At 40.0% G+C, this 26,458-nt stretch carries 22 protein-coding genes and 1 other RNA gene; all 23 read left to right on the top strand.

Annotation, left to right across the window (positions count from 1 at the left end):
• The first annotated feature begins 3 nt into the window (after window positions 1-3).
• The gene (locus NFR29_RS00405) at window positions 4-1,887 is read left to right on the top strand and encodes a TIGR03960 family B12-binding radical SAM protein (RefSeq protein WP_251421545.1); all 1,884 of its coding nucleotides are present in this window, start codon (window positions 4-6) and stop codon (window positions 1,885-1,887) included.
• Complete coding sequence (locus tag NFR29_RS00400) at window positions 1,859-2,551, top strand: TIGR03936 family radical SAM-associated protein (protein WP_338146887.1); 693 nt, start codon at window positions 1,859-1,861, stop codon at window positions 2,549-2,551. Before NFR29_RS00405 ends, NFR29_RS00400 begins: the two co-directional genes overlap by 29 nt.
• An 18-nt stretch (window positions 2,552-2,569) precedes the next feature.
• Window positions 2,570-3,997, top strand: coding sequence for an Rne/Rng family ribonuclease (locus tag NFR29_RS00395; RefSeq protein ID WP_251421540.1), 1,428 nt, complete (start codon window positions 2,570-2,572; stop codon window positions 3,995-3,997).
• Window positions 3,998-4,045: 48 nt separating this feature from the next.
• A complete protein-coding gene (locus NFR29_RS00390; RefSeq protein WP_251421537.1) occupies window positions 4,046-4,624 on the top strand; it encodes a manganese efflux pump MntP in 579 nt (192 codons plus the stop codon).
• 144 nt (window positions 4,625-4,768) lie between these two features.
• Entirely contained in the window at window positions 4,769-5,080 is a 312-nt protein-coding gene (gene rplU / locus NFR29_RS00385) for a 50S ribosomal protein L21 (RefSeq protein WP_251421535.1), read from the top strand.
• 2 nt (window positions 5,081-5,082) lie between these two features.
• Window positions 5,083-5,397: a ribosomal-processing cysteine protease Prp gene (locus NFR29_RS00380; protein WP_251421533.1), complete on the top strand. Its 315-nt coding sequence runs from the start codon at window positions 5,083-5,085 to the stop codon at window positions 5,395-5,397.
• A 12-nt stretch (window positions 5,398-5,409) separates the two neighbouring features.
• Entirely contained in the window at window positions 5,410-5,694 is a 285-nt protein-coding gene (gene rpmA / locus NFR29_RS00375; protein ID WP_004696430.1) for a 50S ribosomal protein L27, read from the top strand.
• Window positions 5,695-5,875: 181 nt separating this feature from the next.
• Window positions 5,876-6,886 (top strand): FecCD family ABC transporter permease, encoded by a 1,011-nt coding sequence (locus NFR29_RS00370; RefSeq protein WP_251421528.1) that lies wholly within the window; start codon window positions 5,876-5,878, stop codon window positions 6,884-6,886.
• A gap of 1 nt (window position 6,887) precedes the next feature.
• On the top strand, window positions 6,888-7,886 hold the full coding sequence (locus NFR29_RS00365; RefSeq protein ID WP_251421524.1) for a FecCD family ABC transporter permease: 999 nt from the start codon (window positions 6,888-6,890) through the stop codon (window positions 7,884-7,886).
• A gap of 11 nt (window positions 7,887-7,897) precedes the next feature.
• Entirely contained in the window at window positions 7,898-8,710 is an 813-nt protein-coding gene (locus tag NFR29_RS00360; protein ID WP_251421522.1) for an ABC transporter ATP-binding protein, read from the top strand.
• A gap of 1 nt (window position 8,711) precedes the next feature.
• Window positions 8,712-9,800 carry an ABC transporter substrate-binding protein gene (locus tag NFR29_RS00355; RefSeq protein ID WP_251421519.1) on the top strand — a complete coding sequence of 363 codons (1,089 nt, stop codon included), beginning with the start codon at window positions 8,712-8,714 and terminating at the stop codon, window positions 9,798-9,800.
• A gap of 204 nt (window positions 9,801-10,004) precedes the next feature.
• On the top strand, window positions 10,005-11,423 hold the full coding sequence (gene hydG / locus NFR29_RS00350) for a [FeFe] hydrogenase H-cluster radical SAM maturase HydG (protein WP_251421516.1): 1,419 nt from the start codon (window positions 10,005-10,007) through the stop codon (window positions 11,421-11,423).
• Between the two features lie 219 nt (window positions 11,424-11,642).
• Window positions 11,643-13,625, top strand: a complete 1,983-nt coding sequence (gene recJ / locus NFR29_RS00345; protein ID WP_251421513.1) for a single-stranded-DNA-specific exonuclease RecJ — start codon at window positions 11,643-11,645, stop codon at window positions 13,623-13,625.
• Window positions 13,626-13,636: 11 nt separating this feature from the next.
• Complete coding sequence (locus NFR29_RS00340) at window positions 13,637-15,877, top strand: RelA/SpoT family protein (RefSeq protein WP_251421510.1); 2,241 nt, start codon at window positions 13,637-13,639, stop codon at window positions 15,875-15,877.
• Window positions 15,877-16,512 carry an MBL fold metallo-hydrolase gene (locus NFR29_RS00335; RefSeq protein ID WP_251421507.1) on the top strand — a complete coding sequence of 212 codons (636 nt, stop codon included), beginning with the start codon at window positions 15,877-15,879 and terminating at the stop codon, window positions 16,510-16,512. Before NFR29_RS00340 ends, NFR29_RS00335 begins: the two co-directional genes overlap by 1 nt.
• 24 nt (window positions 16,513-16,536) lie before the next feature.
• Window positions 16,537-17,025 (top strand): Fur family transcriptional regulator, encoded by a 489-nt coding sequence (locus NFR29_RS00330; RefSeq protein WP_251421503.1) that lies wholly within the window; start codon window positions 16,537-16,539, stop codon window positions 17,023-17,025.
• Window positions 17,018-18,445: a coproporphyrinogen dehydrogenase HemZ gene (gene hemZ / locus NFR29_RS00325; RefSeq protein WP_251421500.1), complete on the top strand. Its 1,428-nt coding sequence runs from the start codon at window positions 17,018-17,020 to the stop codon at window positions 18,443-18,445. Before NFR29_RS00330 ends, hemZ begins: the two co-directional genes overlap by 8 nt.
• A complete protein-coding gene (gene hisS, locus NFR29_RS00320; protein ID WP_251421497.1) occupies window positions 18,445-19,716 on the top strand; it encodes a histidine--tRNA ligase in 1,272 nt (423 codons plus the stop codon). The genes hemZ and hisS overlap by 1 nt, the downstream gene beginning before the upstream one ends.
• A gap of 8 nt (window positions 19,717-19,724) precedes the next feature.
• On the top strand, window positions 19,725-21,521 hold the full coding sequence (gene aspS, locus NFR29_RS00315) for an aspartate--tRNA ligase (RefSeq protein WP_251421494.1): 1,797 nt from the start codon (window positions 19,725-19,727) through the stop codon (window positions 21,519-21,521).
• A 100-nt stretch (window positions 21,522-21,621) separates the two neighbouring features.
• Window positions 21,622-21,793: non-coding RNA, 6S RNA (gene ssrS, locus NFR29_RS00310), on the top strand.
• Between the two features lie 120 nt (window positions 21,794-21,913).
• Window positions 21,914-23,218 (top strand): replication-associated recombination protein A, encoded by a 1,305-nt coding sequence (locus NFR29_RS00305; protein WP_251421491.1) that lies wholly within the window; start codon window positions 21,914-21,916, stop codon window positions 23,216-23,218.
• A gap of 71 nt (window positions 23,219-23,289) precedes the next feature.
• Window positions 23,290-25,974 (top strand): FtsK/SpoIIIE family DNA translocase, encoded by a 2,685-nt coding sequence (locus NFR29_RS00300; RefSeq protein WP_251421488.1) that lies wholly within the window; start codon window positions 23,290-23,292, stop codon window positions 25,972-25,974.
• Between the two features lie 12 nt (window positions 25,975-25,986).
• Entirely contained in the window at window positions 25,987-26,439 is a 453-nt protein-coding gene (locus NFR29_RS00295) for a helix-turn-helix domain-containing protein (RefSeq protein ID WP_251421485.1), read from the top strand.
• Window positions 26,440-26,458 lie beyond the last annotated feature (19 nt).

Genomic DNA, 26,458 nt, shown 5'->3' with positions numbered 1-26,458 from the left:
ATTATGATTCACTTAGACACGGCTTGGTTACAACATGTGCAGAAACCAGCTCGTTATACAGGTGGGGAATGGAATAGTATCATCAAAGACCACAGTACGGTAGATGTAACTATGGCCCTCGCTTTTCCTGATGTATACGAAGTGGCTATGAGCCATTTAGGGATTAAGATTTTATATGGTTTGATGAATCGTCGCGATGATGTAGTGGCGGAACGGGTATTTGCTCCATGGCACGATATGGAAGAAGAAATGCGCAATCGTCAAATCCCATTGTTTTCATTAGAAACAAAAACACCCATAAAGGACTTTGATATTTTAGGCTTTACTTTGCAGTATGAAATGAGCTTTACCAATATTTTAAATATGCTTGATTTAGCAGGTATTCCTATGTATGCTAAAGATCGAGATATGGAGTTTCCTCTCCTCGTAGCTGGTGGCCCATGTGCTTTCAACGTAGAACCATTAGCTGATTTCTTTGATATTGTTTCTCTTGGCGAATCTGAAGAATGGGGCGATGAATTTGTAGACCTTTTTAAAGCTGAAAAAGCAAAAGGCTTCCCAGGTGGCAAAGAAGCGTTCCTTCGTAAAGTAGCTCAAATTCCAGGTACATACTGCCCTGCTTTATATGATGTAGAGTATACAGAAAGTGGCGATTTTAAGGCTATCCATCCTCGCGGAGATGATGTGCCAAAAGCTATTGAAAAACGCATCGTAGAAGATGTAGAGAATGTATATTATCCGACAAAACCAGTAGTACCATTCCTCGATATCGTTCATGACCGAGCTGTATTGGAATTATTCCGTGGTTGTACGAGAGGCTGTCGTTTCTGTCAGGCAGGCATGTTATATCGTCCTGTACGAGAACGAACCCCAGAAAAATTATTGGAAATCGCTAAAGAAACGATTGCCAATACAGGGTACAATGAAATTTCTTTAATGAGTTTAAGCTCAGCAGACTATTCTAAATTGCCGGAATTAGTAGACTTATTGATGGAAGAATTTAAAGATAAACAAGTGAGCGTTAGCTTGCCATCTCTTCGTATTGATAGCTTCTCTATTGATATTGCTAAAAAGGTACAACAAGTCCGTAAAAGCGGTTTAACCTTTGCACCAGAAGCAGGTTCTCAACGGATGCGAGATGTTATAAATAAAGGGGTTAGCGAAGAAGATTTATTGGCTGCTTGTACGAATGCTTTTAAATCCGGTTGGAATACAGTTAAGCTTTATTTTATGATGGGTTTACCTACTGAGACAGATGAAGATTTAGCGGGTATTGCTGATTTAGCTTACAAAGTATTGGATTTACATCGAGATATTACGGGGAAACGAAATGGTTCCGTAACGGTAAGTGTGTCCTTCTTTGTGCCTAAAACGCATTCTCCATACCAATGGTATGGACAGCAAGATGTAGAAGAGATTCATCGTAAACAACGATACTTAAAGTCTCTAATCAATAACCGCAATATTTCTTACCACTATCACGATGGATATACAGGGTATATGGAAGCCGCGTTTGCTCGAGGGGATCGTCGGTTGTCGGAAGTTCTTGTAGAAGCGTGGAAATTAGGTTGTAAATTTGATGGTTGGACAGAATATTTCGATTATGAAAAATGGTTACAAGCCTTTGCAAATTGTGGCTTGGATCCAGCTTATTTTGCACGTCGTACTCGTTCTTTTGACGAACCATTGCCATGGGATCATTTAGATTCTGCTGTAAGCAAGGCTTTCTTAAAACGAGAATGGGAACAAGCGGTAGATGCTAGCTTAACAGCTGATTGCCGTCGAGGCCCATGTAGAGGTTGTAATGTATGTCCCGAATTAGATACGGCTATTGTTGATTATGAGGAGGGTGGCAGAGTTGAAAAAGTTACGTTTGGCCTTGCATAAAGGCGAAGAATTACGATTCTTGTCACACTTAGATTATGCGCAAGCGGTGGAGCGCATGATTCGTCGAGCCGGTATTCGTATGGCTTATTCAGAAGGTTTTAATCCTCATATGAAAATTAGTTTTTCTTCTGCTCTAGCATTAGGTGTTACGGCAGCTGCCGAGTATGTCGATATGGATATAGTGGAAGACGATTCTGTAGCATCTATTATTGAGCGATTGAATCGAGTAGCTCCTCCAGGATTAGAAGTGTTACAAGGAAAAGAGTTGCCTGAGAAAGTGAAGAAGATGATGGCTATTTGTAATTACGCCATCTATGAAGTGACAGGGCCTACTACAGAGGATGTGGACTGGAATGAATTACTGAAAGCTTTCAATGAGGCCAGCGAAATTTCTTATGAAAAAGTAACGCCTAAAAAGACGCGTACTATCGATGTAAAAGAATTTGTAAAAGAACCTATTACGGCTACTGTCAATGATGGCACTGTTACATTAGTAATGGGCATCGGCATTTACCCGCAAGGGACTATTAAACCAAGCGAAGTTTGGAATTTAGGAAAAGATGCGTATCATTGGCCTATTACAAGTCATTACGAAGTGCATCGCCGCGCTATTATGGTAGAAAATGAAGAAGGCCGATTTACGCCGTTAGAGATCAATTATTAATGAAAGAAAGGAGGGCTCATGAATAAAATCTTAGTTAATGTGATGCGGGAAGAAATTCGTATGGCTGTTGTTGATGAACAAGGTCAGCTAGTGGACTTTGTATTAGAACGAACCGACGATACCCATATAGTAAACCACATGTTTAAAGGTACTGTAAAAAATGTAGTACCTGGCATGCAAGCTGTCTTTGTCGATATTGGAGGCACGCAAAATGCATACTTGAACTTACAACAAGGAAAGCAATTAAAAATTCTTCGCAATGTGTCTGTAGGCCAACAAGTGCTCGTACAAGTTATTAAAGAAGAAATGCTTGGTAAAGGGGCTCGTGTGACTGCTGATGTCAGTTTAGCAGGGCGGTTTATGGTTCTATTGCCGTATTCGGAAGGCATGCATATTTCTAAGAAAATTACTGATGAAGCTCTTCGCAATCATTTACAAACTTTAGCAGAACCGTATGTGCGAGAAGGAGCGGGTTTCATTATTCGTACCGCTGCCGAGAAAGCTACAGAAGAAGAAATCAAGCGAGATATGGAGTATTTATGGCGCACTTGGCAACATGTGACAAAACGTTTTAAAGTCGCTAAAAGTGGAACCGATCTATATAGTGATGCGGACTTTTGGTTTCGCCTTGTGCGAGACTACGCGCACCGCAATGTGAGCGAAATTATTATAGATTCGAAACAAGGTGTAGAACGGTTAAACGATTTGCTTGGTGTGGGCCCAGCAGCTTCTCAGATTGCTGTGACACTTCACCATAAGAGTACGCCTATATTCAAAGCAAACCATATTGAATCTCAACTGGAAGAATTGATTTCTCGGGAAGTTAACCTTCCTTCTGGTGGATCTATTCGCATTGATCATACTGAGGCTTTAACCGTATTCGATGTCAATTCTGCTCATTACACAGGCCATTCAAATAAAGCGGAAGACCTTGCTTTCACAGTAAATAAAGAGGCGGCCTATGAAATTTGCAGGCAACTGCGACTTCGCGATATTGGAGGTATTATCGTTATCGATTTTATCGATATGAAAATGAAAGAACATCAACAACAATTGGTGGCGCTTTTAACGCAATTGGCGAAGCAAGATAAAATGAAGACTGTCGTTTGTGGTATTAGCGCCCTTGGTTTAGTAGAAATGACGAGGAAGCGAGCACGACAAGGCTTACAGAGTTTGATGTTTGATACATGTCCACAATGTGGTGGTACGGGCTATATGTTGTCAGGCCGTACAGTGTATATGCAAATCGTGCGACGCATTCGCGAATTATTTAAAGCAGGCCGTATTAAATCGAATCTAGAAGTGGAAGTGCATCCAGAAGTGGGACAATATTTAACTAAAGCCATTGTGGAAGATTTGGGACAATCTATAGGTCGCACTATTTCTGTCGTTATTAATGAACAGATGAGCCGTGAAGGATATTCATTGATGGCTGTATCGGAATAGTAACGAGTGTTATATAATATCTATTTTTCTCTTATATAGGTGGATACAGTGTCAATTGTTGGAATTATATTTATTAGTTTAGGCTTAGCCATGGACGCCTTTGGCGTGTCTATTGGGAAAGGGCTAACTATGCCGAAGGGCTGTCACGGTCACAAAATTCTCTTGGCCGCCTTATTTGGCTTATTTCAGTTCATGATGCCCGTCATTGGTTGGGCTGTAGGTAAACAATTTATCCATATTATCGCTGAATTTGATCATTGGATTATATTTATATTGCTCGCCTATTTAGGGATATCTATGATTCGTGAAAGCTATAATGACGAAACAGACGATGATAGTGAAGGGGAGCGATTAAGCTTCTGGGAAATGATTGTCCTCGCTGTAGCGACTAGCCTTGATGCCATGGCGGTGGGTCTTACTTTTGCCTTTATGGATATCGATGTATGGCAGGCATCGACTATGATTGGTGTTATTACTTTTATTATTTCCTTAATTGGTATTTATTTGGGGCGTTTTATGGGGGGCTTCGTCGGTCGCTATGCAGAACTGATAGGCGGCGTCATATTAATCTTAATTGGCCTTAAAATTTTAATAGAACATCTATTAGAACATGCAGGTTTAATTTGACAATAGGTATAATACAAGATATAATATATCAGTATTAGTTCGGTTTACTGAACTTTGCAATCCGCATGAATCAGGTTTAAAGGCCCCACCTTTTGGGGTTGGGGATACCGTATTCAGCGAGTTCGATAACAAGGAGGTGTTCTCATGTACGCAATTATTAAAACTGGTGGTAAACAATATCGCGTTTCCGAAGGCGATGTAATTACTATCGAAAAATTGGAAGCAGCTGCTAACGAATCCGTTTCTTTCGACGAAGTATTAACTGTAGTGAACAACGGCGACGTTAAAGTTGGTGCTCCTCTTGTAAACGGTGCAAAAGTTACAGGTACAGTTCTTGAACATGGTAAAGGTAAAAAAGTTTTAGTATTCAAATACAAAGCTAAATCCAACTACCGTCGTCGTCAAGGTCATCGTCAACCGTTCACAAAAGTTCGTATTGAATCTATCCAAGCTTAATTATGGTTTCTATTGAAATCAAACGGAATGATGATGATCAAGTTATTGGTTGTCACATGTCTGGTCATGCAGGATATGATGAATTTGGTTACGATATAGTCTGTGCGGCAGTGTCTGCATTGTCTGCTACGGCTATATTAGGTCTCACCAATATTGCTGAGCAAGTTGGTGACTTCTCCAATGGGGAAGGCCAATGTGATATGGTCCTTTCTGGGGAGATTACCCAGAGTGGGCAGGATATATTGGAAACTATGATTCTTGGATTAGAAGAAATTAGTAAGCAATATCCACAGTTTGTCCAAATACAGGAAGTATAGGAGGTGAACTTCATGTTTACTTTTGATTTGCAATTGTTCGCACATAAAAAAGGTGTGTCTAGTACTCGTAACGGTCGTGACAGCGAATCTAAACGCCTTGGCGTTAAATGTCATGATGGTTCTATCGTAAAAAGCGGTAATATCATCGTTCGTCAACGTGGTACTCATTTCCACCCTGGTACTAACGTAGGTATCGGTAAAGATGATACTTTATTCGCACTTGTGCCTGGTAAAGTAGCATTTGAACGTGCTGGTCGTTATAACCGTAAAGTTAGCGTTTACCCTGTAGAGGCGTAATAGCATAATAAGATCCCTAGTGGTATCCCCACTAGGGATTTTTTGTTTTATAAATCTCTTATGAAGATGTCATTTATAGGGCTGAATTCATAGAATTATCTATAAATTATAGAGATAACATGTTAAAATAATTGAGACTCATTTTTATATAAAAGATAGTTTGTAGTTGTAAGGAGTTATTATGGGAAATGATAAGCGACAATCCTTTATGCCTAAAATGACTGTAGGTATCTGGATGGTACTGCTCTTAGTAGTATCGATGTTAGCTTCTTTATATATAGGGATACGTTCCATTGGTATTGATGAAATTCTTAATTCTATAGTCCGTTATGATTCTACCAATGTAGATCAATTAGTGGTCCAGTCTCTACGTATGCCTCGTATGTTATCGGCTTTCATAGTGGGCATCAGTTTTGCTGTATCGGGCGCACTTATGCAAGGCGTTACGAATAACCCTATGGCTAGCCCCTCTGTATTAGGGATTACTTCTGGAGCTAGTTTCGGTTTGGCAGTGGGAATGATTGTATTTCCCGATTTATCTTTAAATGGCAGTATTTTATTTGCTTTTTCTGGGGCTGCATTAGCGACGCTTTTTATATTGCTCTTAGCGAAGCAAGTAGGGGGACGGGCTACTCCTGTTTACTTAGCCTTAGCTGGCACTGCCATTAGTACTGTCTTTGTAGCTATTACACATATGCTAGTAGTCTTTTTCCAAGTGGCGCAAGAACTAAGTTTCTGGACCGCAGGCGGTATTAGTGGCGTTCGAATGGAGCAAATTTTCTTGGTTTTGCCTTGGACTATTGTAGGCCTGATACTTGCTATGTATGTATCTAAGGGCGTCACCTTATTGAGCTTTGGTGAAGAAGTGGCTATTGGTTTAGGCAGTAAATTACAGAAAACGAGGCTTTTATCAGGTCTTGCCGTATTAATCTTAAGTGGATCAGCTGTAGCTTTAGCAGGTCCTATAGGCTTTGTAGGTCTTGTAGTACCTCATATTACACGGAAATTGATTGGCATTGACTATCGTTTTGTCATTCCTTTTTCCGCCTTATTAGGATCTGTCCTCGTCATGATTGCGGATATATTGGCACGGGTCATCAATCCTCCTTTTGAAACGCCCCTAGGGGCTATTACGGCTATTGTAGGGGTACCGTTCTTTATATATTTAGCAAATCGCAAAGGAGGCAAATAAGATGAAACGTCGTTTTTATATATACCTCCTAGTGTTAATAGCATTTTTACTAGGTGCTATATATGGTCATTTGCAGACTGGTTTTAGCGATATGAGTGGGGCTGATTTACTTCGAATTATATTAGGCGGTGGCAGTGACGTAGAAAATCTGACAGTCTTTGATTTTCGTCTTGTTCGAACCGTATTAGCTCTCTTTATCGGCATAGGATTAGCTTTATCAGGGGCTATTTTTCAAACTATATCCCGCAATGAATTGGCTAGTCCTAGTTTGTTAGGTGTTAATGCTGGTGCCGGATTGGGTGTGGTATTACTTGTATTTTTTACTGGTTCCACTACATCTTTAGGAATTTGGACATTACCTTTTGTAGCTGTATTGGGTGCTACGGTGGCGGCATTGTTGATTTATTTTCTCTCTTATCGAGGGAGTGCCACTATTTCTCCGTATCGATTGATTCTTACTGGGATTTCTATGAGTGCTGGCTTTCACGCTATACAAATTCTTCTCGTTACTCGTCTGGATCCTAATAAGTTTTACCTCGTTAATACGTGGACGATAGGTACTATTTCTGGCAACAGTTGGCCTCATGTGTGGTTATTAGCGCCGGTTGTACTCATTCTCGGTCTTTTCTTATATGCTCGGTATATGGAGTTAAATCTATTGGCCTTAGCTGATGAAACGGCTATTGGTTTAGGAGTGAACATCAATAGGGCGCGCTTTCTCTATTTAATTGTAGCCGTTCTGTTGGCTGCTTTTTGCGTAGCTATAGGTGGTAATATTGGTTTTGTAGGGTTGATTGCTCCTCATATTGCACGGCGTTTGATAGGGGCTGACCATCGCTACTTTTTACCATTAACTGCTCTCATTGGGGCCATCCTCGTAGTCGGGGCTGATTGGATTGGTCGCGCTATTATTGCGCCTGATGAAATTTTGTTAGGCATCATTATATCCCTCATTGGGGCACCTTATTTCCTATACATATTGGCAAAGACGAAAGTATAGAGGTACGATAGATGAAGTTAGAAGTAAAAAATTTAACGACTGGTTATGGAGAGACAAAGATTATAGAAAATCTAAATCTTACTATTCCGGAAGGAAAGATAACGGCCCTCATTGGAGCCAATGGATGTGGCAAATCGACGCTGTTAAAAACGATTTGCCGTATTATTCCCGCTATGGATGGAGATGTCTTGTTAGATGGGAAACGAGTCGATTCCTATGATAGTCGAGAACTGGCTAAACGGATGGCTATTTTGCCGCAAAATCCAAGTGCTCCAGGTGAGTTAACAGTACGAGAACTTGTTATGTATGGTCGCGCGCCACATCAAGGCAGTTTATTTGCTCGATCTACAAAAGAAGATCGGGAAATGGTAGAGTGGGCTTTAAAAGAAACAGATCTGTTAGACTACGCAGATCGAGGGATTAACAATATGTCTGGCGGTCAGCGACAACGGGCTTGGATTGCTATGGCCATTGCGCAAAATACAGATATTCTATTCCTTGACGAACCGACGAGTTTTCTTGATGTATCTCACCAAATGGATGTATTGCATTTAGTAGATTTGCTAAATAAAAAATATAATAAAACTATTATCATGGTTATCCACGAGCTTAATGAGGCAGCACGCTTTGCCGATTATTTGGTGGCTATGAAAAAAGGGAGAATTCTATATGAAGGGACGCCGTATGAAATTTTTCACAACGATATGTTGATGGATGTCTTTGGTATTGATTCGACTATAATGAATGATCCTAGAACGAATAGACCTTTCTGTATTCCTTATTCTATGAAAGCTATGTCTCATGTTGATAGAGGAGTGTTCTAATATGAATCGTATATGGAAAGCTATGATTGTAGGGGCTTTCACCGTGCTCAGTATTACTGGCTGTGGCATAGAAGAACAACATCAATCCTATGAAGCCGTTGTTCATGCTTTGCCAGAAACAACGCAAGCCTATTTGGAGCGTTCTAATGACCCAACTGCTATTGATAAAGAATTTGCTAAACGCTTAGTATCTGTTAAGAAATCAGCAGAAAAAATGGTAGTCCAAGACAATGGGACTATTACAGTCCATCATAGATTAGGTACGACAGTGATGCCAAAAGAACATACGCGCATCGTTGTGATTAGAGCGGAAGATCCTTTAATAGCTCTTGATGAGCCTTTTATAGCAGCTAGTTATAATGATAAAAGCTACTTATACGATGAATTAGTAGCACGAAATGTACAACTCATTAGCATTAATGACGAAACGAAAACCATTAATTATGAACAAGTACAATCGTTACAACCGGATTTGATTATTATGCGCGATTCTTATGGACAAGGTGCCTATAATGCGTTAAGTAACATTGCTCCTACCGTTGCGTTTAATGTTAATAAAAGCGAAGAGACACTGTTGGCTATTGCCTATGCGTTGGGCGTACCTGACAAAGGCGAAGCGAGATTGAAAGCCTATTATGAGAAGGCTAAGACGACGCGTATCGCCTTGGCAGACCATATGAAGGGCGAAACAGCAGCCGTTTTGCGGGTCCTTAATAAGGAAATTAGATTATATTCTTATTTAAAAAACGATTTGAACCGCTTTATGGGGGATTTGCTTAATATTAAACCGGCTCAGATGGCACTGGAATCAGAATTAAATACCAGTAATAATGCTATTTCTTTGGAACGATTACCAGATCTAGATGCAGGCTATCTCGTTGTGTCTGCCGGTTATGGTTCAACTTCTTCTAATAACTCTAATATAGCGATGGAGCGGCTAAAAGATATGGAGCAAGATGTATTATGGAATAATTTAAAAGCAGTAAAAGAGAATCATGTATTAGTTGTAGATAGCTCTCTCTGGATGGCGCATGGTATTATTGCAAAAGAATTAGCCATGCAGGATTTATATAATGCATGGGGAAAATAGATGAGTTTACATAATAGTATTTAAATCCCCATGACTTTTAGTAGGAATAGTGATATACTTAGGAACAGTAGATATATTAATACTTTTCGAAATAGAGTGTACATATATCACATATTCGGTATTATATATCATTGCTATTTCACATATATATTCTATGATAGTTCATTGCACTATTGTGGAAGATAAAGAATTGAGGTAAGTACTATGTATGATGTAAAGTCTCTCAAAGCTGAGGAGTTTATTTCGCATGACGAGATTTTAGATACTCTTGCCTATGCAGAGGCAAATAAAGAAAATAGAGAATTGTTAGATCAAATTTTGGCAAAAGCAGCTACATTTAAAGGATTAAACCACAGAGAAGCAGCCGTTCTATTGGAATGCCCGTTGCCAGAATATAAAGAAAAGCTTTTTACTTTGGCAAAAGAGATTAAACAAGCTATTTACGGGGATCGTATCGTTTTGTTTGCGCCTCTCTATTTATCCAACTATTGTATTAATGGTTGTGTATATTGCCCGTATCACTCTAAAAATAGGGATATTAAACGTAAAAAATTATCACAAGACGAAATTAGAGAAGAAGTTATCGCTTTAGAAGCGATGGGGCATAAACGAATCGTTATCGAATCTGGTGAAGATCCACTACATAGTCCATTAGAATATATTTTGGAATCTATTAAGACGATTTATAGCATCAAAAATAAAAATGGCGAAATTCGTCGTGTTAATGTCAATATTGCAGCCGCTTCTGTAGAAGATTATAAAAAACTTCACGAAGCTGGCATCGGTACGTACACATTATTCCAAGAAACATACAATAAAGAAAATTACGAAGCCCTTCATCCAACTGGTCCCAAAAGCGACTATGCGTATCATACAGAAGCTATGGATCGAGCTATGCAAGGCGGTATTGATGACGTAGGGATCGGCGTTCTATACGGTTTAGAGCATTATAAATACGATTTTGTAGGCCTCTTGATGCACGCAGAACACTTGGAAGCTGTTTATGGTGTAGGTCCTCATACGATTAGTGTGCCTCGTATTTGTCCTGCCGACGATATCGATGTAGAGGATTTCAGTAATGCTGTGCCAGATGATATTTTTGAAAAAATTGTTGCTTTAATTCGCGTATCTGCGCCGTATGCGGGGATGATTATGTCTACTCGTGAAAGTCAGGAAATGCGTGAGCGCGGGTTGGCATTAGGGATTTCTCAAATTAGTGGTGGCTCTCGTACAAGCGTAGGGGGCTACAAAGAAGAGGAACCAGAAGAAGAAAATACAGCTCAATTTGATCGCAGTGATACGAGAACCTTAGCGGAAATCGTAGATTGGCTCTTAGACTTAGGCTATGTACCTAGTTTTTGTACTGCTTGTTATCGTGCAGGCCGGACAGGTGACCGTTTTATGGCTCTCGCTAAATCAGGGCAAATTCATAACTGCTGTCAACCAAATGCGCTGATGACATTAAACGAATATATTTTAGATTATGGTGATGAAAAAACGAAAGCTCACGGTAAAGAGGTTATTAAAGAACAATTAGAGTTAATTAAAAATGATCTTGTAAAAGACCGTGCGCGTAATTACATTGACCAAATGGAAACAGGGGAACGAGATTTCCGTTTCTAACGCGTCATGTATTTGAATATCAGAAAAGCACTTTCTATTATTGATAATGATAATAGGAAGTGCTTTTTTTTTGAGAAAGAAGAATATTCTCAATTCTATTTTTCTATAATGTCTTATTTATTTATAGGTCTTTTTGGTGTATAATAAATTAAAATGATAATGATAATAAGTGATTAATATAAACAATATTGATTATAAAGTAAAGTGAGCTGAGTTTTCATGATCAAGAAAAAGAGATGGCGTATTGCCCCTCACCAAACAGAACAAGAGAATACATTGATCCGTGAACTCGGTGTCAATCCTATTGTTGCGAAATTAATGGCTAATCGCCGTATTGATGTAGCAGAAGGGCGTAATTTCCTAGGCGGTTCGCTTCAAGATTTGCTAGATCCTTTTAGTTTAAAAGATATGGATATTGCCGTAGACATTATTGTGGCAGCTATTGAAGAGGGCAAAAAAATTGTCGTCTATGGCGATTATGATGTAGATGGCATTACGGCTACGTCTTTAGTGTATCGCTTTTTAGTGAAAGTTGGGGCCAATGCTTCTTATTATATTCCAGAGCGTCAAAGTGAAGGGTATGGCTTAAATTTAGAAGCCTTAGAGCAATTGATTGAAGATGGAACTGATTTAGTTATTACGGTAGACTGTGGTATTAGTTCTTATGATATTGTCAATACCGTTAAAGACCGCGTCGATATTATTATTACGGATCATCATACAGCACCACATTTAATTCCACCAGCGAAGGCTGTTGTTAATCACAAGCAACAAGACTGTACCTATAAAGCTGAGCACTTATCAGGTGCAGGGGTGGCTTTTAAATTGTGCCAAGGAATTTATCTTCGTCAACATAACGAATGGTATTTAGACGATTTAGATATCGTCGCTTTAGGTACGGTAGCCGATGTAGTCCCTTTGGTAGGAGAGAATCGGATTATCGTCCAAGCAGGCTTGCAAAAGATGAATGAATGTCCTAACTTAGGCATTCATAAATTGATGGAAGTAGCAGGTTTAAAAGGAAAACAAATTACAGCTGGTCACATAGGCTTTACCTTAGCCCCACGTCTCAATGCGGCGGGTCGCGTTACTCATGCAACGAGAGCTGTAGAATTGTTGATTACAGATAGCAGCGATGAAGCAGAAGCCATTGCTATGGAGTTGCAAGAAACTAATATGGAACGCCAAGAAATTGAGCGATCCATTCACGAAGAAGCCCGTGCTAATGTGACCGCACAAGGCCATTTAGCAGATTATGTAACTGTTGTATCTGGAGAACAGTGGCATCCGGGGGTTATTGGCATCGTAGCATCTCGGTTAGTAGAAGAGTTTTATAAACCTACATTAGTTATTAGTATTTCTGATGGTATTGGGAAAGGATCTTGTCGTAGTATTGATGGGTTTAATATTTATGATGCGTTGAAATATTGCGAAGATTTGTTGATTCAATTTGGGGGCCACGCTGCGGCAGCAGGTTTTAGTATTGAAGCAGATCGCATTGACGACTTGCGCTCCCGTTTAACAGAGTATTGTAAAGAGCGCATTAGTAGTGATGAATATATTCCTGTTGTATCTATCGATGCGACTGTGCCAGTTGAGGACATTACAGTAGATATTATTGATGAAGTGTCTGCTTTGGAACCCTATGGCATGGGCAATAGTACACCTGTGTTTGCCGTAATGGAAGCAAAAGTGGAAGATATTATGCTCATGGGGCAAATGAAAAACCATTGTAAGGTAATTTTTGAAAGTGCCCATGGTTCTATTGATGGAATTGCTTGGAATCGGCCGGAATTGTTCCGTCATATATTCCCAGGAATGATGGTGAAAGTAGCTTTCACATTGCAAAAAAATGAATGGCACGGTTCTGTATCACCGCAATTGATGATACAAGACATTGAACCTGTTGTGGAAGAGAAAATCGCCTTAACAGCAGAAGGTTTACGGGCTATTTATAGCATTATGAGACATACATTGAAAAGCGGATCTCGTTCTATGTACTATGTAGAGCAAGATATATTGCGGAAGAAGCCAGCTGATCAAAATGGTAGTTCTGCGTTAATGGCTATCGATGTATTTAGAGAATTAGGTATTATTAGCGAAGAAGTGAACGATAATGGACAAAATATGTTGCGTTGGAACGTTGTGGATGGCCGACTCGACTTAACTACGTCTATTACGTTTTTAACATATAGCCAGTAGGAGGTGATTGTATGAGTACTGTAAATGAAGTAGGCCAAGCTATAGTAGAATCTAGCGGATTCGACAGAGATAAGGCGCTAACGGAATTTATGGATTACATTAAGACTTATCTAAGCGAAGATGAATGTAACCTCGTTATGAAAGCCTTCCTCCTTGCTGAAAAAGCTCATGACGGGCAATTTAGAGCCTCTGGGGAGCCTTACATTATGCACCCCTTAGCAGTGGCTGAGATTTTAGCGCATTTGCAAATCGATCACATTACTCTCATTGCAGCACTCCTCCACGATGTGGTGGAAGATACAGAATATACAAAAGAAGATTTGGAAGATATGTTTGGTTCCGAAGTAGCCTTCTTAGTTGATGGTGTGACTAAATTGAACCAATTCCAATATGAAACAAAAGAAGATCGGCAAATGGAAAACTACCGCAAAATGATCTTAGCTATGGCGAAAGACGTGCGCGTTGTAGTTATCAAACTAGGGGACCGTTTGCACAATATGCGAACTTTAAAACATATGCGAAGCGATAAACAAAAGCGCATTGCCAAAGAAACGTTAGAAATCTTTGCACCCCTTGCTCATCGGTTAGGTATTTTCAATGTGAAATGGGAATTAGAAGACCTTTCATTCCGTTATTTAGAGCCAGATCGCTACTATGATTTAGTAGATCAAATGAGACAAAAACGGCAGGCACGGGAAGATATCATTAATGATACGATGGAGCAACTCAAAAAAGCCTTAGGCGAAGCTCATATTACAGCAGATATTAAAGGGCGTCCGAAACATTTTTATAGCATTTATAAAAAAATGAAAAAAGACAATCGTGACTTATCCCAAATCTATGATTTGTTAGCGGTCCGCGTTATTGTCGATTCTGTGCCAGACTGTTATGCCGTTCTCGGTATTGCTCACAGTTTATGGAAGCCATTACCATATCGATTTAAAGACTATATTTCTATGCCGAAATCGAACATGTATCAATCCTTGCATACTACTGTTATCGGTACGATGGGGCAACCAGTAGAAATTCAAATCCGTACTTGGGAAATGCACCGTATTTCTGAATACGGTGTAGCAGCTCACTGGCGTTATAAAGAAGGCCCTAAAGGGGGAGACAAGGAATTTGACCAAAAAGTAGCATGGCTTCGTCAAGTTCTAGAATGGCAAGATACGAGTAACCCTACAGAGCTTGTGAATGCTTTGAAGCTCGATGTATTCTCTGGAGAAGTATTTGTCTTTACGCCTAAAGGGGACGTTGTAAAATTACCAATTGGTTCTGTCCCATTGGATTTTGCTTATCGGGTACATACCGATGTAGGTCATCGTTGTGTAGGGGCTAAAGTAAACGGAAAAATTGTACCTTTAGATTACACGCTGCAAAATGGTGATATTGTTGATATTATTACATCTAAAACTGGTAGACCTTCTTTAGATTGGCTCAACATTGTAGGTTCGTCGGAATCAAAGAGCAAAATTCGGAATTGGTTTAAACGTGAGAATAAAGCTGAAAATATTGAAAAAGGCTTAGAAACGCTAGAAAAAGAAGCGAAACGGCTCAACTATAATTTCAAAGAATTATGTGCTGAAAATCGCATAGCGGAAGTTACGAATATGCTAAAAAGTGGCACCGAAGAAGAGCTATATGCAGCCTGTGGTTACGGGGGGATTCCTGTTAGTACTGTGCTGTTGCGTTTAGTGGATCTTTACAAAAAGTCGAAAGATTTGGAAGAATCGAAACAGACAACAGAGCAGATTATTGAGAAACTTCGGAACCAAGGGACAAAGAAATCTAAAAATGGTACAGGTGTCTTAGTGAAAGGCGAAGCAGGCCTTATGGTACGGATGGCAAAATGTTGTAATCCAGTTCCGGGAGACGATATTATCGGCTATATTACGCGTGGCCGAGGTATCTCCGTACATCGCAGCGATTGTAGAAGTATCGGTCATAGCCCAGAAGATTTAGAGCGCATGATTGAAGTATCCTGGGATGGCGCATCTAGTGAATCCTTCCATGTGGGTATTGATATTCAAGCTTACGATCGTTCTGGTATTTTGATGGAAGTCATGGCCGTTCTGTCTGAACTGAAAATTACCATAACTAATATGAATGCGAAAGTCATTGAAGAGTCAAAGAATGTCAACATCAATGTGATAGTAGAAATTAAAGATATATCACAACTTGATTTTGTAATGACTAAATTACGTCGCATTCGAGAAGTTTATACTGTGCAACGTAGCAAAGGAGGTGCATAATGGACACATCAAAGATTGCGCTTATGCGCATGCCTTTAGGAGCGTTAGGGACTAATTGCTATGTTATAGGCGATAAAAACGTAGGAGAAGCATTGATCATTGATCCGGCTACTTCAGAAATCTTAGAAGAAATGGAAAAACGCCAACTTAAACCAAAGGCAATATTACTCACGCATGGGCATGGGGACCATATCGGTGGTGTTCAAGATATTGTAGATGCTTATAACATACCGATTTATATGCACCACAATGATGTGCCTTATTTAAGCGATCCTGAGTTAAACCTCAGTGCTTATAGCAGTCCTACACCGATTACGGTGAATGGCGAGATTATAGAGGTGAAATCAGGTGATACTATTACTTGTGGTTCTATTGAATTGATAGTATATGAAACACCTGGTCACACACCGGGAGGCGTTTGTTATTATACGCCAGGGGTGGTATTTGTAGGCGATACATTGTTCCAACAATCTATTGGCCGTACGGACTTTGTCAATGGCGATTACAATACTTTGATTGCATCTATTAGCACCCAATTATATACATTGCCTAATGAAACGGTTGCGTATCCTGGACATGGACCAGAGACGCAAATCGGTTTTGAAAAGGCACATAATCCTTTTGTGGGCGCATAGTCATAGAGATTTGAGGAGATAAGCATGAACACGACATTAGAAAAATTAAAAGAACGCATTAAAGATAAAAAATACAAATTGACTACACAACGTCAAACGATTTTGCAAGCTTTCATCAATGCTGAAGAAAATCATTTGAGTGCAGAAGACGTATATGTATTGGTAAAAGAAGTGGCTCCAGATATCGGTTTAGCCACAATTTACCGTACATTGGATTTATTTACAGAATTAGATTTGTTAAAACGCCTTGATTTTGGTGATGGCCGTAATCGTTACGAATTAAATGACGAAGAGTTTGCTCATTTCCACCATCATTTGATTTGTGTAAAATGCGGTAAAGTATCTGAATTTGAAGATGATATGTTGGAAACATTGGAATCGATTATTGCAAAAAAATTGAATTTCCGTACCATCGACCATCAATTGAAAGTATATGGTTACTGCAGCAATTGCCAAGAACATATGACACCAGCAGAGCTTGAAAAGTTAGATCGAATGACTCATCATGCTTAATGGATATCATTATACAGGGCCACTGCCACTTGGTTCGGTAGTGGCCCACAATTGTGGTGCTGCCGGTCTGTTTTCGGATCCACTCAATCCCGATGTGCTATTAGTAGCTGTGGAAGAGGGGGATTGCTATATATTAATTGTGTCCGTTTGTGGACAGGAACGACGTTTTGAAGGCCCTGTAACATCATTGGGGCGCCGTAAAATAGGGCAAGATCTATTAGTATTTCTTCGAGAGATACAAGGGTTAGATCCTTATAATGAGTGGGGCACTATGGTTGGCGTAAGGCCTACAAAATTACTTCACAAATACATTGATACATATGGTTCGATAGAAGAAGCGACTCGTCACATTAGGGACGAGTTTTCTGTGTCTAAAGAAAAGCTTGATACACTGGCTGCTATAGGGGCTTATCAACGACCGTATGTAGAAGGGATAACAGACAAAGATATTAGTATTTACTGCGGCATTCCTTTCTGTGATACGCGTTGTGTCTATTGTTCTTTTCCTTATGGTTTATACCAAAGTTATGAGTATAGAGATGATTTCATCAAAAGTTTACTCCTCGATATAGAGGACATTCAGTCTCTACGCCAGCGGTATGTACTTAATGTGGACACTTTATACATGGGAGGCGGCACACCTACGGTTTTAGACGAACAGTCTTTCCACAAGGTATTGACGTCTTTATCTCACTTAATTGAAGAAGGGCGAGAGTTTACGGTAGAAGCCGGACGACCGGATTCGATGACGAAAGAGAAATTTAAGTCTCTCCAGGCGTGCCGTGTCAGTCGTATTAGTATCAATCCTCAAACTATGGATGATGATATATTACGTATTATCGGTCGTGGCCATAACGTTCAAGATATCCATGATATGTATAGCTATGTAAGAAACCATACTAATTTAGCCATTAATATGGATTTTATTGCGGGCTTACCTTATCAAGAGATGCATCATATGGTACACAATATGGATTATATTTGTCAGAATTTGCCTGAAAATGTTACAATTCATACGTTAGCTATTAAACGGGGAAGCCCTTTATATGATTTGCAAATGCAAGAACAGATTCCCCATGAATCGGTAGTGCGAGATATGGTACAGTATGCAAAAGAGCGCTTAGAAGAAGCTGGTTATGTACCCTATTATTTATATCGCCAACAATATATGAAAGGACAACTTGAAAATATCGGCTATACTTTGCCTGGAAAGGCTTGTATATACAATATAAACATGATGGAAGAGCGGCAAACGATTATCTCTGCAGGACCAGGGAGTTCGTCGAAATGGATGAAAGCTCCATTATTTAGACAGAAGAAGCAACATATGCCAAAAGATGTAACTGTCTATAATGAAACTATACAATCCTTATTAGAAAAGCGGCATGCATTGTGTAATTCGTTTTGGGAGGTGCCATAATGGCTATTAGAAAACCGAGAGGTACGCAAGATTTCTTGCCAGAACAAATTGGAAATTGGCATTTTATTGAAGATCGGATGCGCAAGATTTGCAAGGCTTATGGCTTTAGTGAAATTCGTACACCTGTCTTTGAAGATACAAAATTATTTTTGCGTGGTATTGGTGAAACGACCGATGTAGTATCGAAGGAAATGTACACATTTTCTACTAGCGATGATAAAGAACAAAGCTTTACATTGCGTCCAGAAAATACAGCATCTGCCGTGCGCGCTTATTTAGAAAATAAAGTGTATGGTAAAGAAGCGTTGACCAAGTGGTATTATATGGGCTCGATGTTTCGCCACGATAAACCGCAAGCTGGCCGTTATCGCGAATTCCACCAGTTTGGCGCAGAAGTATTAGGTTCTCAATCTCCTGTAGTAGATAGCGAAGTAATTTGTATGGTGGTTCAGCTATTAAAGGATTTTGGTTTACAAGATCTAAACGTAGAAGTGAACTCCGTAGGCTGTCCGAATTGCCGACCTGCATATCGTCAAAAACTGATTGAGTTCTTTGAACCTAAAAAAGACCAATTATGTCCTACATGCCAAGAGCGATTATATAAAAATCCATTGCGCATTTTAGATTGCAAAAATGAAACTTGTAAAGCTTTATCCGTAGGAGCACCGGAGATTCATGAACATTTATGTGAAGAGTGTCATGCTCACTTCGAAGAGTTAAAAGCTTTTCTCCATGCAGCAGGCATTCAATATAATTTGAACCCACGTCTCGTACGAGGATTAGATTATTACACGAAAACAGCTTTTGAAGTGCAATATACTCCATTAGGTGCACAAAGTGCTGTTGCAGGGGGCGGTCGTTACGACGGTCTTGTAGAAGAATTAGATGGTCCACATACGCCAGCTATCGGTTTTGCTATGGGGATGGAGCGTCTTTTATTAGCCTTGGAAAAACAAGGGTTGTTGCCAGAACCTATTGTGGAATCATCTGTCTTTGTTCTCGCATTAGGGGAAGCTGCGAAAGTGGAGGCTTTCAAAATTTGCCAAGCCTTGCGTAATGAATACATCACTGCCGAAATGGACGGGCAAGGAAAGAGCATGAAAGCTCAATTAAAATATGCTAACAAAATTAATGCGAAATATGTTATTATATTGGGTGATGATGAATTAGCCAATAAAGAGGCTATCATTCGTTTTATGGAATCAAGTGAACAAGAGACCGTATCCTTAGATACCCTCGTTAATCGTATATCTTCATTGGTGAAAGGATGACAAGTAGAATGGAAACAATGCAAGGCTTGCACCGTACGCACGGTTGTGGCACTATTTCTCAAGCAGAAGTAGGTAAAGAAGTCGTATTATGTGGTTGGGTAGAACGTCGTCGTGACCACGGCGGGTTGATTTTCTTGGATTTACGCGATCGTTCTGGCGTAGTACAAGTAGTAGCGTCTCCAGATCACAATGTAGACTCTTTCCACAAAGCAGAAGATGTGCGTAATGAATATGTTCTTTGCGTACGCGGTAAAATTACAGAGCGTGATGCATCTGCAGTAAACCCTAATTTACCAACAGGGGCTTATGAAATGTATTGTGAAGAATTGCGCGTCTTAAATACAGCTAAAACGCCGCCATTCTACATTCAAGATGATATCGATGTAGACGAAAATATTCGTTTAAAATATCGTTATCTCGATTTGCGCCGTCCAGAAATGCAACGCAATTTGATTTTGCGTCATAAAGTGACGAAAGCAATGCGCGATTTCTTTGATACTCGTGATTTCTTAGAAATTGAAACACCAATGTTGACTAAATCGACACCAGAAGGGGCTCGTGACTACTTAGTACCTTCTCGTGTAAATCCTGGTACATTCTACGCTTTGCCACAATCCCCTCAAATTTTTAAACAAATTTTGATGGTTGCTGGCTATGAAAGATATTTTCAAATTGCTCGTTGTTTCCGTGATGAAGATTTGCGCGCTGATCGCCAACCAGAGTTCACTCAATTAGACTTGGAAATGAGCTTTGTCGATGAAGAAGATATTTACTCTATGTTAGAGCAAATGATTGCCCATGTCTTCAAAACTGCGTTGGGAAAAGATATTCCATTGCCTATGCCTCGCATTACTTGGGATGAAGCGATGGATAAATATGGTTCTGATAAACCAGATCTTCGTTTCGGTATGGAATTTACTGATGTAACAGATCTTGTAAAAGATACAGAATTCAAAGTATTCCGTTCTGTTATCGATAATGGCGGCGTCGTAAAAGGTATTGTTGTACCTGATGATGCGGGCATTCCACGTCGTGAATTAGATGATTTAGTAGAATATGTAAATCGTTATGGTGCCAAAGGCTTAGCTTGGGCTTGCTTCAATGAAGATGGTTCTATTAAATCTCAAATTATGAAATTCTTAGGGGAAGATACAATCAAAAATATTGGCGCTAAAATGGGTGCAAAACCGGGCGATTTAGTATTGATGATTGCAGATAAACCTTCTGTAGTAGCTCGTGCTCTTGGTGAATTGCGTCTTGAAATGGCTCGTCGCATGAATATGATTGACGAAGACTTATTAGCATTCACTTGGGTGACAGATTTCCCTATGTTCGAATATAACGAAGATGAAAAACGCTATGTAGCAATGCATCATCCGTTCACTATGCCACGCCACGAAGATTTAGATAAATTGCAATCTGATCCAGGTAGCGTAAAAGCTATTGCTTACGACATGGTATTAAATGGCGTAGAAATTGGCGGTGGTTCCTTGCGTATTTATCAATCCGATGTACAAGAAAAAGTATTTGCTGCTATTGGCTTGTCCGAAGAAGAAGCAAAAGCTAAATTTGGATTTATGCTTGATGCCTTCAAATACGGTGCGCCACCACATGCAGGTTGTGCATTCGGTTTAGATCGTCTTGTTATGTTAATGGCTAAACGTCAATCCATTCGCGATGTTATTGCATTCCCTAAAACACAATCTGCTTCTGACGTAATGAGCCAAGCTCCATCCGAAGTAGAACCAAAACAATTAAAAGAATTGCATATTAAACCAGATGTAGTAGAAGAAAAACTCGTTTAATCGACTCTTGTGCATAGCACAAAAGCTAGGCAAGATGTTGCATTTTTTGAAATGTCAAGTCTTGTAATGAACGAATCTTTTTGATACTATTTAAGTAAAGATATCCCTGCCATGTGCGTGTGATATCGCAGTTTTGAGCCAACACTTTTACTTTGGGAGCCCGGACTCTCATCTGAACGTTCTGCCCTAACGGGACAACTGAAGGATGAGGAGGGCACCCACCTGCCCATGCAGGATCAAAACGCGGTACATTACGGCATGGTGGGGCTTTTTTGCGTATAATTTTGTGTATAAATCATCATAAAATATGATCTGCTAATAGCAGTTTCGATATATACATTAGAACTGCTAACTATAAATATTTATGCTTAAGTAGTTAGGAAGTATACAGTATGGAGAACTTATTTGAATCTATAGAGACAAATCAATATGAACCATTAGCAGTGCGCATGCGTCCTACGGAATTAGATCATTTCTATGGACAAGAAAAAGCTGTAGGAAAAGGCACCTTTTTACGTGCCATGATCGACCGTGATACGATTCCTTCTATGCTATTTTATGGACCTTGTGGAACTGGTAAGACCACATTGGCCGGCATTATAGCCAAAATAAGTCATAGTCATTTTGTCAATCTTAATGCTACAAATGCAGGTATTGCTGAACTTCGCAAGGTCATCGAAGATGCGCGGAAGCGAGTGCGATCGTTGCAGCAGCGGACTATCTTATTTTTAGATGAAATTCATCGCTTTAACAAAGGGCAGCAAGACGTATTACTGCCATCAGTAGAAGAGGGAACGATTATTTTAATTGGTGCTACTACAGAGAATCCTTTTTTTGAAGTAAATCGTCCATTATTATCGCGCTTGCGGTTAATTACATTAGCTTTGCTAACACCAGAAGCAATTGGTAACATGGTAAAACGAGCCTTAACAGATAGAGAAAAAGGTCTTGGTACGCGAGAACTCACCATATCTGATGAAGTGCTTCGAGACTTAGGTGTTTTTGTTAATGGCGATGGACGTATGGCTTTAAATATCCTTGAACAAGCTGCTGCTATGGTGCATGACAAAGGGGATATTACCTTAGAGATAATGGAGAAGGTCGTAGGACGACGGATCTATACATATGATAAAAAAGGGGATAGTCATTACGATACGATTTCGGCTTTCATTAAAAGTATGCGAGGCTCTGACGTACAGGCTACATTGCATTATTTAGCGCGCATGATTGAGGCTGGGGAAGATCCTAATTTTATTGCTCGCCGTATTGTTATTTGTGCTGCTGAAGATGTGGGGTTAGCAGATCCACAAGCACTTATATTGGCTAATGCAGCGGCACAAGCAGCTCATTTGGTTGGATTTCCAGAAGCGCGTATCATTTTGTCAGAAGCCGCTTGTTATGTAGCATTAGCACCGAAAAGTAATTCTGCCTATTTAGGTATTGATGCCGCTATTAGTGATGTGCGACATAAAGACTATGGTAATGTACCAGATCATTTGCGAGATAGTCATTACAGTGGCGCTAGTAAATTGGGTCACGGTGTGACATATCAATATGCACATAATTATCCAAATGGTTATGTAGATCAACAATATTTGCCAGATGCTTTGTTAGGGGCCGTTTATTATGAAGGCGTAGAACGGGGGAAGGAAAAAGAATTGCTCGAAGATTGGAAAAAACGCCGAAATATTAAATAAAATCTACATATATGGTATAATATAATGATGATTTAATGTAGATAATTAGCGTTTATAAGGGGTTTTGTTATATGGCAGAAGAGAAAAAAACTTCATCCCGAAGTCGTAAGCCGCGTAGCAAGCAGACTAAAGGAACAAATAAAAGTGAAGGATTTTCCCTTCGCAATGAAGTAAAAGGTTTGATAGTCATTGGTTTTGCCGTTTTATCATTACTAGGCTATTTTGGCTTTGATTTGGGCGTAGCTGGTGATATTTTAACAGGTATATTCCGTTATGGATTTGGTTTTGGCGGATTTATTCCGTGTCTTCTTATTCTTTGGATTGGTTGGCGATTACTCTATAATGGAACATTTATTTCTATTACTAAGCGTGGCGTAGTGAGCACCTTCTTTTATATCTTGCTCATCACATTAGTACCATTGTGGCGTGTTCCGGCTGGAGAAGAATTGGTGACTACACAATTGGCTAATCAAGGCGGTGTAGTCGGGGGATTATTGGCGTCTTTCTTCCGTTCTTTATTTGGTGAGGTAGGTGCCATTTTAGTGGTTCTTGTCTTGCTTCTTTGTTGTGGTATTCTCGTCACTCGTTTATCATTGCGCAATGGTTTGCGTAAAGCGGCTGACAAAACACAAGTCGGTTTAGATGTGGCCAAAGAAGTGGCAGCAGAAAAAGTGGCTGTCGTAAAAGAAGTCTTTGATGATTGGACGGAGCAAAGGAAGGATGCAGCGCAACGCAAAGCTTATGATCGAGAAAAAGATACTCGTTTTGTCGATGCTGCAGAAGAAGCATTGACGGCTTTAGAAAAGCGTAAAACTAGCGATAACTTTGATGATTTCGAAGTGGAACCGATAGATACGCGACGTCCTTCTTCTTGGAAAGAATTAGCTGAAATAGAGGCTCGCAATCGTGCGGCTGAACAAGATATTGTAGATAATTCTGAAATACAGGGGGCTACTGATCAAGACGTTCCTGTACCAAGTTGGTTACAACATAATGAAGAGGAGTCTGATCATAATAGTATGACTCATGATGCGGTTGATTTGGACGGTGTAGATGAGGGGTCTGATGGCACAAGTGATACGATTGGCGATGCAAATGATACGCCTAGTTACACTTATGCTGAACCGCCAGCCATAGAAACAGAAGTGAACCATGTGGCTCGCCTCAATGATATGCCTGGAACGGGAGCCGCTGCTAGCAATGAAAGTGTTGGTACTGGTTTGACTGGTATGGGGCTATCCGTACCATCTTTGTCTAGTACAGAAGAAGATCGCGCTCAAGTGGCTGTATCTAAAGAAGGCAAAATTAACCGAACCTATGATAAGCCATATCAATTCCCAAGTTTAGATTTATTATCTAAAGGTTCGGGTAAAACGAATAATAGTGAAGAAGTAGCATATAATGCGATGCGCCTTGAAGAAGTATTGGCGAGCTTTGGTATTTCTGCAAAAGTTGTTAATGCTACACAAGGTCCGACAGTAACGCGTTATGAAATTGAGCCAGCTCCAGGTGTAAAGGTAAGTCGTATCGTCAACTTAACAGACGACTTAGCTCTTAGTTTGGCAGCCCAAGGTATTCGTATGGAAGCGCCAATCCCTGGCAAATCGGCTATCGGGATTGAAGTGCCAAATACGAAAACGGAAGCCGTACACTTGCGCGATGTATTGGATTGTAGTGACTTTAAAGAGGCTAGAGGAGGTATACCAGTTGGCCTTGGTAAAGATATTGCTGGTAAGCCTGTCATTACTGACCTCGCTAAAATGCCACATTTATTGGTAGCTGGGACCACTGGTTCTGGTAAATCTGTATGTATTAATACATTGATTTCCAGTATCTTATTCAGTCGTAAACCAGAAGAGGTAAAATTGATTCTCATTGACCCGAAAATGGTAGAACTTTCTGTATACGGTGGTATTCCTCATTTGATGGCGCCAGTTGTAACAGATATGAAAAAAGCCGCTGCCGTATTGCGCTGGGCTGTGCGTGAAATGGAAGCGCGGTACCAAGCTTTTGCTGCATCGGGCAAACGTGACTTAAAGGGTTACAACGAAGCGCATCCTAAAGAGGCTATGCCTCTTATCGTTCTTATTATTGACGAGTTAGCAGACCTTATGATGACAGCGCCTGATGATATTGAAGAATCCATTAGCCGCTTAGCACAAATGGCCCGTGCCGCTGGTATCCATATGGTATTGGCTACACAACGACCATCTGTAAATGTTATCACTGGCTCTATTAAAGCGAATGTACCGAGTCGTATTTCCTTTGCTGTAGGGTCTCAAATTGACTCCCGTACTATCCTTGATATGGCAGGGGCGGAAAAACTCCTTGGTAAAGGTGATATGTTGTTTGCTCCAATTGGGTCGAATAAACCAATTCGTGTACAAGGTGCCTTTATTTCCGATAGTGAAGTAGAGAACTTAGTAGAGTTTGTCAAAAAACAACGAGAACCAGAATACGATGATAGTGTAACAGCAGAAGCTGAAAAAGAAGCAGCATCGCAAGAGGCTGGTAGTGATGAGGCTCCTCGTGATGAATTGTTAGAGCGAGCTGTTAACTTAGTCATGGAATCAGGGCAAGCTTCTGTATCTATGTTACAACGACGTTTCCGTATCGGTTATACGCGTGCAGCGCGACTAGTAGATACGATGGAGGATTTAAAAATCGTAGGCCCTAATATGGGGAGTAAACCTCGTGAAATCCTCATGAGCCCTGAGCAAGTAAAAGCTCGTTACTTCTCTGACGGAGAAGAATAGAAGGAGGTTCCTATGGCTGAACTAGGCGAAGAATTACGACGCGAGCGAGTTCGTAGAAATCTGACTTTCAAAGATATAGAACAAGTCTTACATATTAAGACGAAATATTTAGAAGCCATCGAGGACGGTAATTTCAATCATATTCCCGGAAACGTATATGCGAAAGGATTTATTCGAAATTATGGTAATTATTTAGGTCTCGATGGGGACCGATTAGTAAAAGAGTATCAACATAGTATTGGTGAAGTCGATACATTTACTGTTCGCCCTGTTATGCGTCAAAAAAGTGAAAGTACTGTAGGGGATGTACAAAGTGAATATGTAGAACATCAAATGGCGAAAAAGCGTATGTCCTTAGAAACGAGACAAGTGAAACGACAGCGTTCAATCGTACAAGAACGAATAATCCTTACTATTATTCTTATACTTATGGGTCTATTTTTGATTTGGTTATTCTTTTTATAAGTGCATCAATAGGTGTATG

It is taken from the genome of Veillonella agrestimuris (assembly GCF_943193065.1).
GTDB lineage: Bacteria > Bacillota > Negativicutes > Veillonellales > Veillonellaceae > Veillonella > Veillonella agrestimuris.
The sequence above is the reverse complement of the archived record's forward strand: the minus strand, read 5'-3'. Positions and strand labels throughout refer to the sequence as shown.

Excerpts from the sequence above, each read along its gene's own strand:
- NFR29_RS00405 (WP_251421545.1), top strand. The coding sequence starts at position 4 with ATGATTCACTTAGACACGGCTTGGTTACAACATGTGCAGAAACCAGCT.
- NFR29_RS00395 (WP_251421540.1), top strand. The coding sequence starts at position 2,570 with ATGAATAAAATCTTAGTTAATGTGATGCGGGAAGAAATTCGTATGGCT.
- rplU (WP_251421535.1), top strand. The coding sequence starts at position 4,769 with ATGTACGCAATTATTAAAACTGGTGGTAAACAATATCGCGTTTCCGAA.
- NFR29_RS00380 (WP_251421533.1), top strand. The coding sequence starts at position 5,083 with ATGGTTTCTATTGAAATCAAACGGAATGATGATGATCAAGTTATTGGT.
- rpmA (WP_004696430.1), top strand. The coding sequence starts at position 5,410 with ATGTTTACTTTTGATTTGCAATTGTTCGCACATAAAAAAGGTGTGTCT.
- NFR29_RS00370 (WP_251421528.1), top strand. The coding sequence starts at position 5,876 with ATGGGAAATGATAAGCGACAATCCTTTATGCCTAAAATGACTGTAGGT.
- NFR29_RS00365 (WP_251421524.1), top strand. The coding sequence starts at position 6,888 with ATGAAACGTCGTTTTTATATATACCTCCTAGTGTTAATAGCATTTTTA.
- NFR29_RS00360 (WP_251421522.1), top strand. The coding sequence starts at position 7,898 with ATGAAGTTAGAAGTAAAAAATTTAACGACTGGTTATGGAGAGACAAAG.
- NFR29_RS00355 (WP_251421519.1), top strand. The coding sequence starts at position 8,712 with ATGAATCGTATATGGAAAGCTATGATTGTAGGGGCTTTCACCGTGCTC.
- hydG (WP_251421516.1), top strand. The coding sequence starts at position 10,005 with ATGTATGATGTAAAGTCTCTCAAAGCTGAGGAGTTTATTTCGCATGAC.
- recJ (WP_251421513.1), top strand. The coding sequence starts at position 11,643 with ATGATCAAGAAAAAGAGATGGCGTATTGCCCCTCACCAAACAGAACAA.
- NFR29_RS00340 (WP_251421510.1), top strand. The coding sequence starts at position 13,637 with ATGAGTACTGTAAATGAAGTAGGCCAAGCTATAGTAGAATCTAGCGGA.
- NFR29_RS00335 (WP_251421507.1), top strand. The coding sequence starts at position 15,877 with ATGGACACATCAAAGATTGCGCTTATGCGCATGCCTTTAGGAGCGTTA.
- NFR29_RS00330 (WP_251421503.1), top strand. The coding sequence starts at position 16,537 with ATGAACACGACATTAGAAAAATTAAAAGAACGCATTAAAGATAAAAAA.
- hemZ (WP_251421500.1), top strand. The coding sequence starts at position 17,018 with ATGCTTAATGGATATCATTATACAGGGCCACTGCCACTTGGTTCGGTA.
- hisS (WP_251421497.1), top strand. The coding sequence starts at position 18,445 with ATGGCTATTAGAAAACCGAGAGGTACGCAAGATTTCTTGCCAGAACAA.
- aspS (WP_251421494.1), top strand. The coding sequence starts at position 19,725 with ATGGAAACAATGCAAGGCTTGCACCGTACGCACGGTTGTGGCACTATT.
- NFR29_RS00305 (WP_251421491.1), top strand. The coding sequence starts at position 21,914 with ATGGAGAACTTATTTGAATCTATAGAGACAAATCAATATGAACCATTA.
- NFR29_RS00300 (WP_251421488.1), top strand. The coding sequence starts at position 23,290 with ATGGCAGAAGAGAAAAAAACTTCATCCCGAAGTCGTAAGCCGCGTAGC.
- NFR29_RS00295 (WP_251421485.1), top strand. The coding sequence starts at position 25,987 with ATGGCTGAACTAGGCGAAGAATTACGACGCGAGCGAGTTCGTAGAAAT.